The sequence below is a fragment of the Streptomyces sp. NPDC111656 genome, assembly GCF_055656965.1.
This window is the reverse complement of sequence record NZ_JBVKCA010000023.1, coordinates 34,491-49,499: the sequence shown is the minus strand read 5'-3', so window position 1 is coordinate 49,499 and position 15,009 is coordinate 34,491. Positions and strand designations below refer to the sequence as shown.

At 68.0% G+C, this 15,009-nt stretch carries 18 protein-coding genes and 3 pseudogenes; 11 read left to right on the top strand and 10 right to left on the bottom strand.

All coding sequences use genetic code 11. From position 1 onward, the window contains the following. Positions 1-1,197: 1,197 nt before the first annotated feature. Complete coding sequence (locus ACZ7M3_RS43250; RefSeq protein ID WP_472071144.1) at positions 1,198-1,359, top strand: hypothetical protein; 162 nt, start codon at positions 1,198-1,200, stop codon at positions 1,357-1,359. Positions 1,360-1,378: 19 nt separating this feature from the next. Here ACZ7M3_RS43250 and ACZ7M3_RS43245 read toward each other — a convergent pair whose 3' ends face one another. Further along, positions 1,379-2,110, bottom strand: coding sequence for a dienelactone hydrolase family protein (locus ACZ7M3_RS43245; protein ID WP_351308918.1), 732 nt, complete (start codon positions 2,108-2,110; stop codon positions 1,379-1,381). Between the two features lie 339 nt (positions 2,111-2,449). Between ACZ7M3_RS43245 and ACZ7M3_RS43240 the strand changes: the two genes are divergently transcribed. Beyond that, positions 2,450-2,653: a hypothetical protein gene (locus ACZ7M3_RS43240; RefSeq protein WP_472071142.1), complete on the top strand. Its 204-nt coding sequence runs from the start codon at positions 2,450-2,452 to the stop codon at positions 2,651-2,653. Positions 2,654-2,800: 147 nt separating this feature from the next. Here the strand turns inward: ACZ7M3_RS43240 and ACZ7M3_RS43235 are convergent, their stop codons facing one another. Next, positions 2,801-3,037: a hypothetical protein gene (locus ACZ7M3_RS43235; protein ID WP_472071140.1), complete on the bottom strand. Its 237-nt coding sequence runs from the start codon at positions 3,035-3,037 to the stop codon at positions 2,801-2,803. Between the two features lie 185 nt (positions 3,038-3,222). Between ACZ7M3_RS43235 and ACZ7M3_RS43230 the strand changes: the two genes are divergently transcribed. From ACZ7M3_RS43230 to ACZ7M3_RS43205, 6 genes and pseudogenes are all read left to right on the top strand, one after another. Then, positions 3,223-3,447, top strand: a complete 225-nt coding sequence (locus tag ACZ7M3_RS43230; protein WP_472071138.1) for a hypothetical protein — start codon at positions 3,223-3,225, stop codon at positions 3,445-3,447. Between the two features lie 90 nt (positions 3,448-3,537). Continuing rightward, positions 3,538-3,840 (top strand): annotated as a pseudogene (locus tag ACZ7M3_RS43225) (transposase); the annotation flags it as partial. 33 nt (positions 3,841-3,873) lie between these two features. Beyond that, positions 3,874-4,671: a DUF6461 domain-containing protein gene (locus ACZ7M3_RS43220; protein ID WP_472071268.1), complete on the top strand. Its 798-nt coding sequence runs from the start codon at positions 3,874-3,876 to the stop codon at positions 4,669-4,671. 848 nt (positions 4,672-5,519) lie between these two features. Then, the gene (locus tag ACZ7M3_RS43215; protein WP_472071136.1) at positions 5,520-5,735 is read left to right on the top strand and encodes a hypothetical protein; all 216 of its coding nucleotides are present in this window, start codon (positions 5,520-5,522) and stop codon (positions 5,733-5,735) included. 262 nt (positions 5,736-5,997) lie between these two features. Then, on the top strand, positions 5,998-6,156 hold the full coding sequence (locus ACZ7M3_RS43210) for a hypothetical protein (protein WP_472071134.1): 159 nt from the start codon (positions 5,998-6,000) through the stop codon (positions 6,154-6,156). A 154-nt stretch (positions 6,157-6,310) separates the two neighbouring features. Beyond that, a complete protein-coding gene (locus tag ACZ7M3_RS43205; protein WP_472071132.1) occupies positions 6,311-6,862 on the top strand; it encodes a YciI family protein in 552 nt (183 codons plus the stop codon). A 26-nt stretch (positions 6,863-6,888) separates the two neighbouring features. On the opposite strand, the pseudogene ACZ7M3_RS43200 reads toward ACZ7M3_RS43205, so the two are convergent. Both ACZ7M3_RS43200 and ACZ7M3_RS43195 read right to left on the bottom strand, forming a co-directional pair. Next, a pseudogene (locus ACZ7M3_RS43200) lies at positions 6,889-7,311 on the bottom strand (transposase); the annotation flags it as partial. A 168-nt stretch (positions 7,312-7,479) separates the two neighbouring features. After that, positions 7,480-8,016: a hypothetical protein gene (locus ACZ7M3_RS43195; RefSeq protein ID WP_472071130.1), complete on the bottom strand. Its 537-nt coding sequence runs from the start codon at positions 8,014-8,016 to the stop codon at positions 7,480-7,482. Positions 8,017-8,267: 251 nt separating this feature from the next. On the opposite strand from ACZ7M3_RS43195, the gene ACZ7M3_RS43190 reads away from it, so the two are divergent. Continuing rightward, positions 8,268-8,927 carry an MSMEG_1061 family FMN-dependent PPOX-type flavoprotein gene (locus tag ACZ7M3_RS43190; RefSeq protein ID WP_472071128.1) on the top strand — a complete coding sequence of 220 codons (660 nt, stop codon included), beginning with the start codon at positions 8,268-8,270 and terminating at the stop codon, positions 8,925-8,927. A gap of 306 nt (positions 8,928-9,233) precedes the next feature. Here ACZ7M3_RS43190 and ACZ7M3_RS43185 read toward each other — a convergent pair whose 3' ends face one another. Further along, entirely contained in the window at positions 9,234-9,485 is a 252-nt protein-coding gene (locus tag ACZ7M3_RS43185; protein ID WP_472071126.1) for a hypothetical protein, read from the bottom strand. Between the two features lie 204 nt (positions 9,486-9,689). Between ACZ7M3_RS43185 and ACZ7M3_RS43180 the strand changes: the two are divergent. Next, a pseudogene (locus ACZ7M3_RS43180) lies at positions 9,690-10,222 on the top strand (transposase); the annotation flags it as partial. An 18-nt stretch (positions 10,223-10,240) separates the two neighbouring features. Here ACZ7M3_RS43180 and ACZ7M3_RS43175 read toward each other — a convergent pair. The 4 genes from ACZ7M3_RS43175 to ACZ7M3_RS43160 form a co-directional block, all read right to left on the bottom strand. Then, complete coding sequence (locus ACZ7M3_RS43175) at positions 10,241-10,744, bottom strand: hypothetical protein (protein ID WP_472071124.1); 504 nt, start codon at positions 10,742-10,744, stop codon at positions 10,241-10,243. Positions 10,745-10,821: 77 nt separating this feature from the next. After that, the gene (locus ACZ7M3_RS43170; RefSeq protein ID WP_472071122.1) at positions 10,822-11,658 is read right to left on the bottom strand and encodes a hypothetical protein; all 837 of its coding nucleotides are present in this window, start codon (positions 11,656-11,658) and stop codon (positions 10,822-10,824) included. 387 nt (positions 11,659-12,045) lie between these two features. Continuing rightward, a complete protein-coding gene (locus ACZ7M3_RS43165; RefSeq protein WP_472071120.1) occupies positions 12,046-13,023 on the bottom strand; it encodes an MFS transporter in 978 nt (325 codons plus the stop codon). A gap of 21 nt (positions 13,024-13,044) precedes the next feature. Then, positions 13,045-13,248, bottom strand: a complete 204-nt coding sequence (locus ACZ7M3_RS43160) for a hypothetical protein (RefSeq protein WP_472071118.1) — start codon at positions 13,246-13,248, stop codon at positions 13,045-13,047. Positions 13,249-13,286: 38 nt separating this feature from the next. Between ACZ7M3_RS43160 and ACZ7M3_RS43155 the strand changes: the two genes are divergently transcribed. Beyond that, a complete protein-coding gene (locus tag ACZ7M3_RS43155) occupies positions 13,287-13,886 on the top strand; it encodes a CGNR zinc finger domain-containing protein (protein ID WP_472071116.1) in 600 nt (199 codons plus the stop codon). A 182-nt stretch (positions 13,887-14,068) separates the two neighbouring features. Here ACZ7M3_RS43155 and ACZ7M3_RS43150 read toward each other — a convergent pair whose 3' ends face one another. Then, complete coding sequence (locus tag ACZ7M3_RS43150; RefSeq protein ID WP_472071114.1) at positions 14,069-14,965, bottom strand: aminoglycoside phosphotransferase family protein; 897 nt, start codon at positions 14,963-14,965, stop codon at positions 14,069-14,071. Positions 14,966-15,009: the final 44 nt, after the last annotated feature.

Below are 15,009 nucleotides of genomic sequence, written 5' to 3'. Positions count from 1 at the left end.
CCGAACGGCTGCGATCGGCGTTGCTCTCGGTCGGTCTTGCCCTCGCAGGCAGGGCCGGCGCTCGGATGACGGACGTCTTGGGGTCGCCGGTCAGCCGGAACACTTTGCTGCGGCTGATCGCCGCGCCGCCCGATCCTCCGGTCACGGAGCCCCCCGCGTGGTCGGCGTGGACGAATTCGCCAAGCGCAAGGGCCGCATCTACGGAACCGTGCTCGTAGACGTCGAGACACGTCGCCCGATCGACCTTCTGCTGGACCGGGAAGCGGACACGCTTACGGGCTTGGCTCGCCGAGCGGCCCGGCATCGAGAACGTCTGCCGCGACCGTGCCCCTTCTTCGCCGAGGGCGCGACCCGTGGGGCCCCACCGGCCATTCAGATCGCGGACCGGGGCACCTCTGGCACAACCAGGGAGAAGCCGCCGAGAAGTGCGTCTGCCGACACCGCGGTTACCTGCGTCCCGCACGAACATCGCCCGACGAACCTCCGGAGGAGGCGGAGCCAGCCGCGTCATCGCCCTCGCCGACGGGCCACCGGTGCGCCGAACGCACTCGCGCCAAGCACGCCACCATCCACGCGCTTTTGAAGGCAGGCCACAGCAGACGGTCCGTCGCCCGGCAGCTCGGCATGACGCTCAACACGATCCTGCGCTTCTCCCAAGCCACCACACCGGAAGAGCTGCTCACCGGCCAGTGGCAAAGCCGCGCGACCGGGCTCGACGCCTACGAGCCCAACCTCGACCAGTGCCGGCGGAGTGCTGTACCAACGCCTGGAAGCTGTGGGAGGAGATCAGACAGCAGGGTTCCCCGGACGGCTATGGCAACGTCCGCAAGTACGAGCAGGACTCTGCGCCGCAAACCCCAGCCGGTCGGGCCCCGGCTGCCATCGCCTCGCGCCGCGACCGCCGGCTCCTGACCCACCCGGACGCGCTGACTAGCGTTCGGTGTGGAATTTGGCGTGGTGCTCCATGTTGCGCTCGGTTCGCAGACGGCCGGCAGACGACGCGGCCGGGTGGATCGTGATGGGGTGTGGTCGGCCGACAGCGTGCTCGCTCAATGACAGCGCCGACGATCGACCTGCCGAGGTGTTTCGTCCCCGGCTCGGCCCTGGCGCTGGCGGTCGAGTCGGTCGCCTGCCCGGCGATCCGCCAGGTTACGGGCCGAGTGCTTCACGGCGTGGGCCCAGCTGATGGAGGCGCTGGTGGCCGAACGCCGCCCCGACCGGCCGGTACCGCCGATGGGCGGTACCGTTGCGATCGGGGCGATCGTGCATCTGCCGGGCACCGTCATCGAGGAGGGCCGGGACCTGTCCTCGATGAGCGGCATCCTGGCCGACACCACCTACCGTCTGCTACCGGCCTGACGGCGGGGGTGGTCGGCTGCTAGCTCAGATGCCGGGTGAAGAACTGGGCCGCGGCGTCCCCCGCGAACTGCGGGACGCCGGTGTGTCCGCCCAGATTGGCGTGCAGCGTCTTCTCCTTGGAGCCGAAGGCGTCGAACAGGTCCAGGGCCTGCTGCCGGTCGTTCCCTTTGTCGTCCCACTGCAGCAGGACGTGCAGCGGAATGGTGACCTGGCGGGCCTCCTCGAGCATGGCGCGAGGGACGAAACTCCCGGCGAACAGAACGGCGGCCGAGATGCGCGGCTCGACCACCGCCAGCCGGGTCCCGATGGCGATCACTCCCCCCGAGTACCCGACCGGGCCGCCGATCTCGGGCAGCGAAAGGAGAGCGTCCAGGGTGGTCTGCCATTCCGGGACCGCCTTTTCGACCAGCGGGAGGACGAGCCGATCCACGATCTCGTCGTCGACCGGCTCGCCGGCCTCCAGCGCCCGGCGCAGGTCGGCGCGGGCCTGCTCGGCGGCGGCGGAACGGGGCCGGTCACCGCTTCCGGGGAGCTCGATGGTGGCCGCGGCGAAGCCCTCCGCTGCGGAGTGCCGGGCCCGGGCCGCCAGCCGGGGGTACATCTTGTGCAGTCCGCCGGGGTGGCCGAGCAAGATCAGCGGCGCCGGTGCGGATGCGGATCCGGGCGTCCACAGGATGCCGGGGATCTCGCCGAGGGTGAATTCGCGTTCGAGGACGCCGTCGTCGAGACGCTGTTCAGAAGTGAATTGCATGGTCGTGCCTTTCGGGAGTGCGCTTGAACGGCGCTCCCGGACGACCTATCGCCCGACCGTGACCCCGGAGGGGAGCACCCATGTCGATACTGCGTCCACGGGTACCACCTCCTCGTTCTCTCGCACGGCCTCCGGAAAAGTAGCAGTGGTCTCCTTGGTCCGCCAACGGGTTTTTGCGGAGGCTCCGTGGCCGGATGCCACGGTTCCTCCAGTCCTCAAGGCCGACTCAGCTGACCACGGACGGCATCCTGACTCCGACTGGCAGGACCGTCTGGGATGAGTCCGTCGTCCGTCGTGCGTCGTCTGTACGCTGCAACGGCGACGAGGAAAGACTGAATCATGGCTCGCGTCACCTTTCCGCTGAACACACCGCTCACGAATGCGCAGATCGCCGCCGTGTCCGCGCTCGCCGAGAAGTTCAAGGTCGGGATCTCGCTGTACGGCAACACGCCCTCGCCCACGCGTGACTCTTTCACCTGGATGGTCGAGGGCGGCATCCTCCAGGGCGTCCGGTTCACGCGGCACCTGAAGGCGATGCGCTGACCGAGCAGCCCGGCTGCACCCTCGCCCCACTACGCACCGACGGACAGCCGAGAACGACCAGGAGTGGCACGGTCGCTACCGTCCGACGGCCTTTCGGTGAACCTCGGCGACACCGCCGGGCGGTGTGCCAGCCAACCTTGATCGTCCTCACCGATAGCCGCTGTACCGATGTTTCTCCCCCCGTATCGACCCCCGCCACGCCTCGCGGTCAGCCCCGTGCAGCCTCCGTGTGCTCGCGGGTCGCCGCGGCGAGGTCGAGTACGGCATGCGCGACGGCCGCCAGGCCCTCCCGATCGCGTCGGTCTGCTTGTCCGCGCCCTCCCGGCCGGCCGCCATGTCCGCCCGGCTCTCCGCGTAGTCGCCCCACACGCTCTTTGTCGGCATCCCCACCCCTCCCCATGCCACCGGTCCGTCCGGCGGCGCCTGCACCCTCCCTCTCCAGGGCGGGAGTGAACCGTCCATGTCGTGACGGCTGTTGAGTCCGCGCCAGCCCATGAACTCCGGATAACCTCCCCATGTCCGAGCCGCATGCTGGGTAGAGCGGTGGGTGTGGCCCGTACGATGATCGTGTGACAGCCCGCCGCACGCTTGGTACTGGCCCCCAGGACGCGCACAGCATCCGCGCCGCCCAGGCCGACCTCCTCGACACACTCCCCGGAGTTCGTCTCCCTGACCTTGACGAGCTGCGGGCCCGTGGAGTGCTCGGCGCCCACCCGGCGATGTTCCCGAGCGAGCCGCGGACCCTTGGACCGGGCGGCCGCGCGATCGGCGATTCGCCCGACCCCTCGGCCTGACGCATCCTCAGCACGCCGCGCTGAGAGCCCGATAGGGTCGCCCCGGCGTCACAGTTGTGCCCATTCACTCAGTGGACGGGGTTGTGAACGCCCCCGCCTCACTGTGCGCGCATCGCCTGGCCCTCCCCGCCGCTCTTCCGGTCGACTCCGGTACCGGATCGAGTGGCGCTGGCCGGGATCGTCTACGTGCTCCGCAAGGGCGTTGCCTGGAGAGACGTCCCTGCCTCAGTAGTGGGCTGCTCCGGAGTGACCGCTTGGCGCCGCCTCCGCGACTCGGCCGAGGCCGGCGTCTGGTCGCAACTGCACGCCGCACTGCTGACCGAGCTCCGCATGGCCGGTCTGTTGGACATGGACGCCGCAGCCATTGACGGCTCCCACATCCGGGCTCTCAAAGGGGTGTCAGTGGTGGCGGGCAGACTGTGGGGCATGACTTTGGTGACCGCACAGGATTACGCCTGGATACATTCCTCCCCGGTGTTCCGCAACACGATAGAGGGCGGATACGGCCTGACCCTGGTACGGGGCGTCGCCCCCAGCGACGTACTGCGTGTGATGGGGGCGGAGCCGCAGGGCACGTGCACGGGCGTGGACGCGCTGATCGAGCGGCATACGGACCAGCGTGATGCGACGGACTACTGGGACGACTCCTTCATCGCAGGCACCTTCACCGTGCCGGGCACGAACGGCGATTGGACGCTCGTCCTGCAGTTTGACGGCGGCGTGGGGATGCGGCCGCGCTTCCTGGAGACCCTGTCGGCGGCCGGGCGGGCCGTGACGCATTCCAGCAACGGGGGCGCGCCCATCGACCTGTTCCACTGGTACGAGGCCGGTGAGCTTCGGACCAGCTTTGAGTGGCCCACCGACAGGTACGGCAGCACCCCGGACGAACTGGTCCCCTTGATGCGTGAGATCGGTTTCGACCTGACCGAGGACGGCACCGGCCCGAGCACCGACACCAAGGCGGCGGTCCTCGCCCTCGCCGAGCGGCTGACCGGTGTACGGCTCACGGAGGAGCTGCTCAAGGACGCCGAGTACCACTTCGGGCATGTGCCGGAGGAGCCTGCCGAGGAGTGGACCAAGTTCGTCATCGACATCACCGACGCCCACGGGGAACGGTTCTACAAGGAAGTTACCCGTGAGGAGGTCGAGGCCGCTTCGGCACGTGCCCGGGCCGAAGCGGAGGCGCCGATCGTCATCCTGGGGCCCTCGTCGCCCGCTCCCTGACTCTCACGCCGGCCAAGGCCGGAGCGCAACCGCGGCTCTATGACCCTGCTTCGAGCCCTGGATGGAGGCGGTTGCGCACGATGGCCATCGCGTGCGAAACGGCACCGTCGTCCATGGCGCTGATGAACCCCTAGGCCGCCCGCCGCCGTGGCCAGCCCGCGCCTGCCCCTCCCAAAAGGGAGAATCGAACATCAACTCACGTACCAACCTCTGAGCTGACGACACAGCTCAGCACGACGATCCCGGATGACGCTGTCATGGAGACTCCTGGGCTGCCTTTTCCGCGACGCGTGCAAGAAACGATCGCCATGCACGATCGCATCCTGAGCACGGCCAGTGTCCGCCGTGTCATGGGGAGTTCGTTATAGCGCGGCACGAAAACCCTCCAGAGTAGGGCAATTGGCTGCAAGCGGTGGTCTACTGCATTACATGCGCCTTACGGTCGATGAGCGGGACACGCTGATCATGGGTGCGTTCATCGGAGGGGGCGGGGCGGGGCTCCTCCTCGTCTTCGATTTGTTCTGGCGATTTCCGTGGCAGGTGATGCTGCTCCTCGTCGCTGACATGGTTGTGCTCGGGGGCTTGATCGCCGCCATGCCGCTGGCCGACGTACGGCGCGAGGCGGACCGGCGGGAGAGCAGCCGCGTGAGTCTGCTCGCCTGGGGCGGTCCTCAACGGGGGGCGTTGCGAGACCGACTTGGCGGCGTTCACCGCCGATGGGGAAGGGGGGAGCTGCCGGTGAGCCCGCTATTTTGTGGCACGCGGCTGGCCGTGGGCCACCGGGACGGCGTCGAGGTGGGCATCGCCTGCTCCACGGACTGGGACCTCGAGGGGGAACCACTTGGCGCATGGCGGTCCTGGTCCGCCTCTCCGAGGAGCGGTTGCCTGCACGGCCGCGCCGCCGGGAGATACACCGACTGGGCCTGCCGCAGGGCGTGGTGTCGGTGGCGATGGGCGGCCGGGAGCTGTGCGTGCGGTACCAGGGCTGGCCGGATGACTTTGTGGTGCTGAACACGCGGGTCGACGCAGCCGTTCACCTGGCGGCGAGCCTGCAGGAGGCGTGACGCGGACGCAGACTCGCCCGCTGTCTCGGCTCCGGCTCCCCTCCGCAAACGTTGCTCGCCTGACCTGCGAAATCCGCAAGCCCCTCAACGGGTCGCGAGCGTGACCCAAGCCCCTTCAGGATGCTGGGCCGACTCCAACTACAACTGAGGCTGGGACTGCCGATAGCGCTCGTCGGTCCCTGACTACCTGGGGAAGCGCCCCTCTGCATCGGGCCACACCATCTGGAGGGCCGGGAAGGGGGCGCCAGCAGAAGGCTATCGCGTGCCCGAAGAACTCCCGGTACCAGCGAAGATCGGCTTCCTTGAGGACGACCGGAAACTCCTCCAGCGCCTACTGCTCGTCGGACAGGTCAGTCTTGTAGGGCTTGTGCTCGCTCACGGTGTTCAGCCCAGCACGCCCGAGCCCGCCGACCAGCAGTGATGTCGCAGCCCCACACGTTCAGGTGACGATGAAACACCTATCAACCCGCACACCGCCCTCTGAGACCTTTTGCAGGTCGGAGGCTTGTCGCTGCTGGCCGGTGGGCCATAAGTCTGTCGCGCCATCTCCGTGCATGGTGGTAGGAACTGCGAGCATGGAATTCTTCTGCTACCACCGCGATCGGTCCGGCTCCGTGGCGTTGCGCAGCGAGTTGCTGGAAGATCATTGGTCCTATATGGATCAGTACGCGAAGGAGATGATCGCCCGCGGCCCGACCCTCGCCAGCGACGGCGACATGCCCACCGGCAGCGTGCACATCGTCGACCTGCCAGATCCCGCCGCCGCCCGCGCGTTCGCCTTCGACGAGCCCGGCTATCAGGCCGGCGTGTACCGGGACGTGCTGCTGCGCCGGTGGCGCAACATGCTGGGGCGCACCATGTGGGACTTCCCTGGTGGCCGGACCGGTGGCAACCGGTTTCTGGTGCTCGGCCTCGGCTCGGGGGAGGCCGCCGACGCCGCCGTGCCGCCCGACCGGGACGAGCTGATCGCATACGGGCCGCTGCTTTCCGACGACGGCGCCACCTGGCTGGGTACAGCGGCACTGGTCCGGGCGCCGGACCCGGACACGGCACGCGCTGTCCTGATCCCTGACCGGTACGCCGACATCGAGGTCCACAACTGGCAGTTCGGCGGTCGGCCGTCATGAACCCTGGGCGGCGGTGACCTCGGCGGGCCCGCGACGGACCGCATCCAGCAGCCGGCACCACGAAGTGCGGCCCGATTCGAGAGCGGCGAGTGCGGCCAGCCGGGGATCATCGGGTGCTGGTCCCGGCTGCGGCCATAGGTATGGCAGAACAGCCTGTCCGCGCTGAACGGCACGTCTGGCCGCGGCCAGTTGCTCACGTCCACGGCCAGAACGAGCCTGCCGTCGGCCGCCTTGGGCTGCGGCAGCGAGGCCAGAGTCCGCCGCAGCCGCCGGGCGTTGACGCGGCCACGGTTGAGGGCGTCGTACAACGCGCCGTGACCACGGCGGTGCTCGGCCAGCAGCGTCAGGTCCACCGGCGTTTTCACCAGCCCGTCGGCGCACAGCAAGGCGTCGGTCAGCTCGAAGGCCAACAGCCTGACGCGACCTCGACCTCGCGTCAGGCCCGGCATCGCCTCGGGGCGAGACCTAGGCCTGGTCGACCTCGTCGAGCGCTACGATCAGTTCGTCGACTGGATCGCTGACATCTCCGTGCCCGTCGCCAGCAGGCGGCGGAGCTCGTCAGCCAAGGCCGAGAGCCGCATGGCCCTTTCAGGCTCGAGTCCAGATAGTGCCACCGCTCAGCTCCCGTTCTCAGTCGGTACGGGCTCGTCCGCAGTGTCGAGCATGACAAGGCCAGCGCTGACGGCCTGTCTGTCGTCGATCCCTACATGCCGGAGGAAGGCCCAACGGTCCAGCTGAGTGCATGCCCAGTCGGGATCGTATGCCGCGGTCGGCAGCTGCGGGATACGCTTGCGGCCCGTTTCGTCCAGCCGATACGGCTCCTCGAAGGCGCTGTTCCATGCGTGGACTGCGAGGGTGTACCGCTCTCGGGCCTCTTCAGCACTGAGCCCCAAGTAGGCCGCGATCTGTGCCCAGGAGCTGCCGCGTTCTACTTCGTAGACGACGGCCGAGTTCAGAGTCCGCTCAGCCAGTTCGATGAGCTGCCGAGCCTGGCTGACGCGGCCGGCAAGTCCGGTGTCGACATCGTTTCGGGTACCCACCAGCCCGGCGGCACTGTCCGCCACCTCGGTGGCGTGGTCGGCAAGTACGAGCCGGGCCAGTCCTTCGCGGGAGTATGCGGCTCGGTCATGGCCATAGGGGGTCGGCTCGCTCATGAGGGACAGAGTTCCATGTCCAGGTGTCACGTCGCCCATGACGCCCGGACTCACAGCGCGCCACCCAGCGCGGGGCGACTTCCGTGACCGACTCGCCCAGATGTTGGCGCGACAGCCCGCAGAAGGCAGGGGGGACATGGCCGCGCGGGCCTGTTTGATCTTCACGCATCGGACAACTCGCGGGGTCGTCTCTATGTCCCCACACTCAACGACCAAGATCAATCGCAGGTCGGCCCAGTAGGGTCGCAGGCATGACGACACCCCTTGCCGGCAGTGCCTTCGACTTGCTCCGCCTCGACGCCGTGCCCGACCAGGAGGCGCTGCGCCGGGTCTACGAACCCCCCAGCGACGCGTCGGTGCGGAAGCAGATGACCGAACTCACCGAGCAGACCCGGCGGTTGATCGGCTGCTCATCGCTGGTCCTGGTCGCCAGCGCGGACGCCGAGGGCAACTGTGACGTCTCCCCGCGCGGCGGTCCCGCCGGGTTCGTCGCCGTCCTGGACGCACGGACGGTGGCGATACCGGACGCGACCGGCAACAAGCGTCTGGACACCCTGCAGAACGTCGTCGCCACCGGACGGGCCGGGCTGCTGTTCGTCATCCCGGGGCGCACCACGACGCTCAGGGTGAACGGCCGGGCCTGCGTCTCCACTCGCCCAGAGCTGCTGTCGCGGCTGACCGCCGTGGGCAAGCCGCCGGCCAGTGCGCTGGTGCTGGGGATCGAGGAGGTCTACCCGCACTGTCCCAAGTCGCTGCTGCGCAGCGGGGCCTGGAAGCCGGAGGAGTGGCTGTCGGCGGACGCCCAGCCGGCCTCGGCCGAGGTGACGCTGGCTCAACTGCGGATGCCGGAGCTGATGATCGCCGACATCGAGCAGGCGGAGGCGGACTCGCTGAAGTACCGGTACGAGTAACGGGCCGACCTGCGATTGCTGAACCACCAGCCAGCCGAACCCCCAGGCCGGCACGCCCCAAGATCAATGGCGGGGCTGCCCGTGAGCGAAATGTTGACTGAACTGTCCGAACTCTTCAGTGATGTCCGACAACCGGGTGCGCCCGGACCAAGATTCATGGCCGTCAACGCTGCTTCAGAAGCTGCCTGCCTCCAGGAGCATGGGCGTACCTCCAGCCCGGCCGGTGTGGTCCATCCATTTGACCTGGGCAGCTCCCAGCCCGGCCGTGCCAGGTGCTCATGTTCGTGTCGTCCGGTCGGCGTCGGCTCAATCGGAGGTGGACGGCCGATGCGAGGAATCCACGGCGGGGGCGAGCTCGTCCTTGCTCATCCCCAGCGTCTGCTGCAGTCGCCGTTGCAGCGGGATATGCAGGTCGTGGTGGGCGGCCAGCCGGGCCGCGTCGGCCTTCGGGTTGGTCGGCATCATGAGCCCCCGGGCCATGGTCCGGCCGGAGGGCGAGGTCAGGGCGTTCAGCAGGGCGTGCGCGCGGTGGGCGGCGTCCGTGGCGAGCAGGCGCATGGCTCTGGCGTCGATGCCCGGTAGAGCGGCCGGTTCGGGTTCCGCCGGGACGGTAGGCGGCTCAAGACGCGGGGCAGAGGCGGGATCAAGATGCTGAAGCGACAGATATATGGGAGAGCCGGCTTCGCACTACTCCGCAAACGAGTCCTCCTGGCCTGACCCAAACCACACTCCGTCACCCCGTCACGGAAATCTTGACTGAGCCAGTCGATGACGCCTCCGTGCGCCAGGACCTGGGGCCGAAAGGGCTGCACGCCGTTCGTTCGAGTGCGGGGCCGTGGCTCGGGCCGAGTCTCGATGGCAGGTATGACCCGCTACAAGCCGGGCAAGCGGTCCCGCTTGATCTACGCGGTCCGCGAGTACACCGGACGTAAGGATCAGCCGAAGGGCTTCGGTGGCGCGACTTCCGTGATCTGCTGGTCCGCGCCCGCATCCAGCTCCGCGTCCCGATCGTGCTGGTCTGGGACAATGTCCGCATCCACCTCGCCGCATCCTTGCGCGCGTTCTTCGCCGCGAACACCAGCTGGCTCACCGTGTCCCAACTGCCCACCTACGCGCCCGATCTCAACCCGACCGAAGGCTTGTGGTCCCTGGTCAAGCGCGACCTGGGCAACCTCGCCGCCGCCGACCTGAGCCAGATCACCAGGGCAGTACAGTGCAAGCTCAAGACCCTGCAGTACCGGCCCCAGGTGATCAACGGCTGCCTGAGCGGAACCGGCTTGGGCCTCGAAAATTGATCACGCTCAACGCGTCGGCTAAAAGAAGCCGAAGAATCGATCCCACCAGCTGGGCTGCCATGGATCCTTATCCCATGGACGAAGCCGACTCTCCCCGTCGTACCGGAGATTGAGCAGCTCTTCTGGGAGCACCACGTACCCCAGGCCGATGAGCGCCTGCTCCACCCTTGCAAGGTCTCCGGCTTCCAGCTCACCCTCGGCCTGAGCGTCATCCGTGCCGAAAGAAGCCCCGGGATTGTCGGCCGACACCAGAGCCAGAGACCCGAACTTGCTCACGCACACCACGATCCGAGTCCCGCACACAGTCGCCTCTGCGGGGACAACGACGCGACCATACTCGCTGGAATCCTGAGTGTCCCGCTCAGCCATGCAACTCGTCCCGAAGCCGCTCTCCAGGCTGGACACCAGACGTCCGAACGGCACGGCAGCTTCGCTACGGCTGTAGCCCATGGGCTGCTCCAGCCACTCCGGGTCGTCGAGCCGGCGCAACAACGTCATCAGATCCGCTTCGCTCTCCGCCATCCGCCCATCCTGGCGCAGGCCAAACGCTGGTCCATGCGGTTCCTGGCGCGGGGGAGCCCGACATCAAGCATTCAAGTTCAGTAGCCGAGTTTCCGCAGCACCTTGGCGATGGTGGCCCGGTACGTCCGCAGCGCCTGCAGCCCGGCGGCGTAGCGGTCGCGGTGCCGTGTGATGTCCACGGCCTGCTTCTGCGCCCGTGCCGCGTGCCAGAGTTCGGCCGTATGGTGGAGGCGCTTGCAGGTGACGTCCGCGACGGCGGTGGCCCGCTCCCGCTGCGTATGCCGGGTGTTGCCGTCACTGTCGCGCTTCCAGGCGGTGTCCGTGTACGCCGCGACGGGGTCGAGATAGCGCGTGAATCCTTGTTTTGCCACACAGCGGGACCACACATCCCAAGCTGCGCGAAGGCGAGGGTCGCGCTTGACTGCCTTGTCGACCTCGATCGCCCGTGTGCTTGCGTAGAGCCAGTCCCGCCTGAGGTCGATGCCGCGCATCAGCCGCCGGCTCGCCTCGGCGCTGCAGGCGGGGAAGTCCGCATACTCGGCGTTGGTCATCCGGCGGCCCTTCGGCCGGAGGGGCAGGGACTTTGCCGGGTCCCAGCCGTAGCCCCAGCGGCGGGCGGTGGAGAGATCCAGGACGCCGTAGTCGGTGCTGACTGCGGTGGCGACGACGGGGTCGCTGGGGTAGCGGGGGTCGAGCGGGAAGTCCAGGTGGCCGCGCTCCGCCATGCACTGCCGGATCAGCAACGCCGATGCCCGCTGCGATCGCTGGTAGTCCTGCGGCGTGTAGTCGTAGCGGTCGGCCGGGAGGGGGCCGAGGTCCGACGCCGTGCGGATGACCTCCGGGCGTTCTGGACCGGCGGCACAGATCGCCGCCAGCACCACCACGGCACTCAGCCGCCACCCCCGACTCGTCATGCGAAGGGATGGTAGCGGGCGGCGTGCAGCGGTCGGCCCTGGGCCCCAGCGACTCATCCACGCACGCCAAGACTCCAAGCGACAGAAAGCTCGATCAGGCGACACCTATCGAGCAGCTCTCCAGACCGACGTACCGCGATCCTGCGGGAAGCTCCCCGCTCCCTCGCGGGACTCTCACTCTGCCCAAGCCACACTTCAGCAGGTCGGCGAATTGCGTCGGTTGATGTCCGTTCTCAACGAACCCAGTCGACGGCAGGCGGCTGACCTGGTGATCCGTCGCAGCGAAGGTTGATCATTTTCACCGAAGGTTGGTGACCGCTAGGTTTTCTCACCGAAGGTTGAGTGATTGTTTGAGGCTGGCTGTCTGGGGTCAGGGTTCGGTCGTGATCAACTCGACATCGCGCGATCCTCAGACGAGTTGACGGTTGTTGACCGGATTGCGAAGAAGGCCAGTGCTGCGAGGACCGCCGCACTCGCTGCGAGTGCCAAAGTGCCTGGAAGGGACCGGGTTGCGACCGGTCCGGCAACCGCTGCCCCCAGGGCGAATCCGGTGATTTTCAAGCTGGCGCCGGTGGTGAAGATCTGGGCGCGGAGGTGTTCTGGAGCCTCCCGGTGGCGGATGGCGAACAAGGCGGCCAATTGGGGTCCTTCACCGATCCCCGCGATGAGTACGGCCACGACGAGCACGACGGGCTGACGCCACGTGGCCAGGGCCAGCGCGGCAGCCTGGACGAGAGCACTGGCCCAGATGATCGTGTCGGGGGCGGCTGAAGGCGGAAACCGGGCGAGTGCTGTGTTGGCCACCAGGGCGGAGATCGCCGCGCAGGAGAGCAGCACCGCGCCGCGGCCTGTTCCGCCCAGGACGCGCTCGCCCAGGAGTGGGATGCACGCCGTCAGCATGCCCTGGGCGATGCAGGAGACGACCGAGGTGAGGGTCGCTCGGGCCAAAGCCTGCCTTCCGGCGATGACCCGCATTCCGGCAGCAAGTTCGCTGATCAGTGAGGTGGTCCGAGCGCCCCTCGCCCGACCAGGACGGGCGGGCAGCATCCACGCGGCGGGCAGTGCCAAGGCAATGAGCCCCACGGAGACCACCACGGCCGTCGGGGCTCCCAGCGCCTCCGCCACGCCGCCGGCGAGAGCCGGACCGGCCAGACTCGCCACGCTGAACGTCATGGCATCGAGGGTGTTCGCCCGGGGCAGTTGGTCGCCCAGCGCCATACGGGGCAGTTGGGCCGTCCATCCACCCGACAGGGCCGGCCCCAACAGCCCTGTCACCACTGCGATCAGGATGATGACAGCGAACGGCATACGGCCGAGCCCCAAGAGAATCATCCCCAGCCCCGCCGCATACAGGACGAGGGCCACAGTCAGCAGGCGTCCCGGCCGTCATGCTCTGTCGAGGAGTGCCCCGAGCACCGGCCCCCCTACCGCGGCAGAGATCGTGATGCCCGCGAGCAGCGACGATGCGTCGGTAGGAGATCCGGCCAGAGCAAATCCTGTCAGCATCAGCGCCGGTCCCGACATCTCGTCCCCGGCACGAGCTGCCACTGCCCCGGCCAGATAGAGGCGGAGTGAGTAACGCTTTTCCATCAGCGAGACGTTACGGAGGTAACTCAAAACTCAGCAAGATGCGTTACATTTCACATGTGTTCCCCAACAGCGACGACGACTGGTCCACCCGGCACTCCGTGCTGACCACCGCTCGGCGGACCGCCGCCCTGATCAACGCTCTCACTGACGACTGTCCCGACCCAACCGAAGTCGCCGACGTGCTCCGCACATACGGTGAGACAGACCCCATCGACCTCACCACCCGCGACGTTGCCGGGATGCGCGCAGCCGCCACCCTGCTGCGGCAAGTCTTCGCCGCCGAGCACGCCGCTGACGCCGCAGCCACCCTCAACCGCCTCCTGCAGGAACACACCGGACCGCTCCGTCTGACCTCGCACGGCGGCAGCACCCCCTGGCATCCCCACCTCGACCACGACGACAGCGCCCCCTGGGACGAGTGGCTCCTCGCCTCGTCCTGCATGGCCCTGACCGTTCTCGTCTGGGACCGTCAATGCCCGCCCGGCAGGATCTGCGCGTCACCCACCTGCCAGAACGCCTTCATCACCCAGGGCAGCGGTCCCGAACGCCGCTACTGCTCCCGCCGATGCGCCACCCGCGAACGAGTCGCAGCCCATCGGCGCTCCCACTCCGCCGAGCAGTCGAGTGAAGTCAAGTAGGGCGCCCAGGATCCAACCGCACTATCGCTCAACCTTCGATGAGCCGTCTCCAAGGATCTGGTCCCCGTCCTAGGTGATCTGGCCCAATTCGCTTGCGGCCTCAGGTGATCTGGGTGCCCCTTGGTAACGAACCTCGGGCGGGGCTTCCGAGAGCTGAGCAACGTGAATCGTCTGCCAGCCTCCTAAGTTGATGCCAGAACACGGTCTAGCGCCGCCCGGCCCGCGGGTCCCCATGTCGGCTTGCCGCCTGGCAGGCCCCGCTCCCCGGCCCGGCCCATGAGGATGAGGAAGAGGCTCTTCGAGGCAGCCAACCCTCGTGCGCGCCGGATCGTCGCCTCGTCTGCGTAGGCGTATGCGCCGAAGAACCGTGCAGCTGCCCCCGCGGGAAGGAGCATCCAGGCCGCCGCGAGATCGACCGCCGGATCGCCGGCGCACATGTCACCGAAGTCGATCACGCCCGAGAGTGTCCCGTCCGAGACGACGACATTGGCCGGATGAAGGTCGCCGTGCAGCCATACGGGCGGGCCTTCCCAATCGGGACTCGCAACAGCCTCGTCCCAGACGTCGCGGACATTCCGGAGGTCAGCGGCATCGCTTCCGGAGGCGACTTCCTCGAGTCCCCTTTCGAAACCGTCCGAGAGCGTTTTGAGGGGAACGCCGCGATCCTGACTGACCGGTGCATCTGCGGGCGCCTTCGCATGGAGTGCCTTGAGGAAGCCTGCCAAAGTGTCGGCTGCGCTGTCGTTGCTGATTGGGGCGCGGTCGGCCGGTTCGCCGGGAACCCATGTCGCGATGGTCCATGGCCGGGGGAAGCGTGTGGACGGTGCACCGATCCGCATGGGGGTCGGGACCGGGAGTGGAAGGCGCGGGGCCAGGGCGGGCAGCCACCGGTGCTCTTTGCGCAGGAGGGAGGGTGCTCGCTCGGTGCGCGGCATGCGCACGGCCAACTCGTCCCCCAGGCGCCACAGTTGGTTGTCCCAACCGCCGGCCACCTCACGCACGTCCAAGCCTGCAAGGTCAGGATGCTGCTCTCGCACCAGAGAGCGGACCAAGTTCTCATCGATCTCGAAGCTGTCCATGATCTCACTCAACCATCAGTCGTGGCTGCCGACCCAAGCGTGGT

Bases quoted from the DNA above. Each gene is read 5' to 3' on its own strand.
- ACZ7M3_RS43245 (WP_351308918.1), bottom strand. From the start codon at position 2,110: ATGCAATTCACTTCTGAACAGCGTCTCGACGACGGCGTCCTCGAACGC.
- ACZ7M3_RS43185 (WP_472071126.1), bottom strand. From the start codon at position 9,485: ATGCGCCTGCTCGCCACGGACGCCGCCCACCGCGCGCACGCCCTGCTG.
- ACZ7M3_RS43235 (WP_472071140.1), bottom strand. From the start codon at position 3,037: ATGCCGACAAAGAGCGTGTGGGGCGACTACGCGGAGAGCCGGGCGGAC.
- ACZ7M3_RS43155 (WP_472071116.1), top strand. From the start codon at position 13,287: ATGCGTTACATTTCACATGTGTTCCCCAACAGCGACGACGACTGGTCC.
- ACZ7M3_RS43220 (WP_472071268.1), top strand. From the start codon at position 3,874: ATGACTTTGGTGACCGCACAGGATTACGCCTGGATACATTCCTCCCCG.
- ACZ7M3_RS43170 (WP_472071122.1), bottom strand. From the start codon at position 11,658: ATGACGAGTCGGGGGTGGCGGCTGAGTGCCGTGGTGGTGCTGGCGGCG.
- ACZ7M3_RS43190 (WP_472071128.1), top strand. From the start codon at position 8,268: ATGACGACACCCCTTGCCGGCAGTGCCTTCGACTTGCTCCGCCTCGAC.
- ACZ7M3_RS43175 (WP_472071124.1), bottom strand. From the start codon at position 10,744: ATGGCGGAGAGCGAAGCGGATCTGATGACGTTGTTGCGCCGGCTCGAC.
- ACZ7M3_RS43240 (WP_472071142.1), top strand. From the start codon at position 2,450: ATGGCTCGCGTCACCTTTCCGCTGAACACACCGCTCACGAATGCGCAG.
- ACZ7M3_RS43160 (WP_472071118.1), bottom strand. From the start codon at position 13,248: ATGGAAAAGCGTTACTCACTCCGCCTCTATCTGGCCGGGGCAGTGGCA.
- ACZ7M3_RS43150 (WP_472071114.1), bottom strand. From the start codon at position 14,965: ATGGACAGCTTCGAGATCGATGAGAACTTGGTCCGCTCTCTGGTGCGA.
- ACZ7M3_RS43195 (WP_472071130.1), bottom strand. From the start codon at position 8,016: ATGAGCGAGCCGACCCCCTATGGCCATGACCGAGCCGCATACTCCCGC.
- ACZ7M3_RS43205 (WP_472071132.1), top strand. From the start codon at position 6,311: ATGGAATTCTTCTGCTACCACCGCGATCGGTCCGGCTCCGTGGCGTTG.
- ACZ7M3_RS43215 (WP_472071136.1), top strand. From the start codon at position 5,520: ATGGCGGTCCTGGTCCGCCTCTCCGAGGAGCGGTTGCCTGCACGGCCG.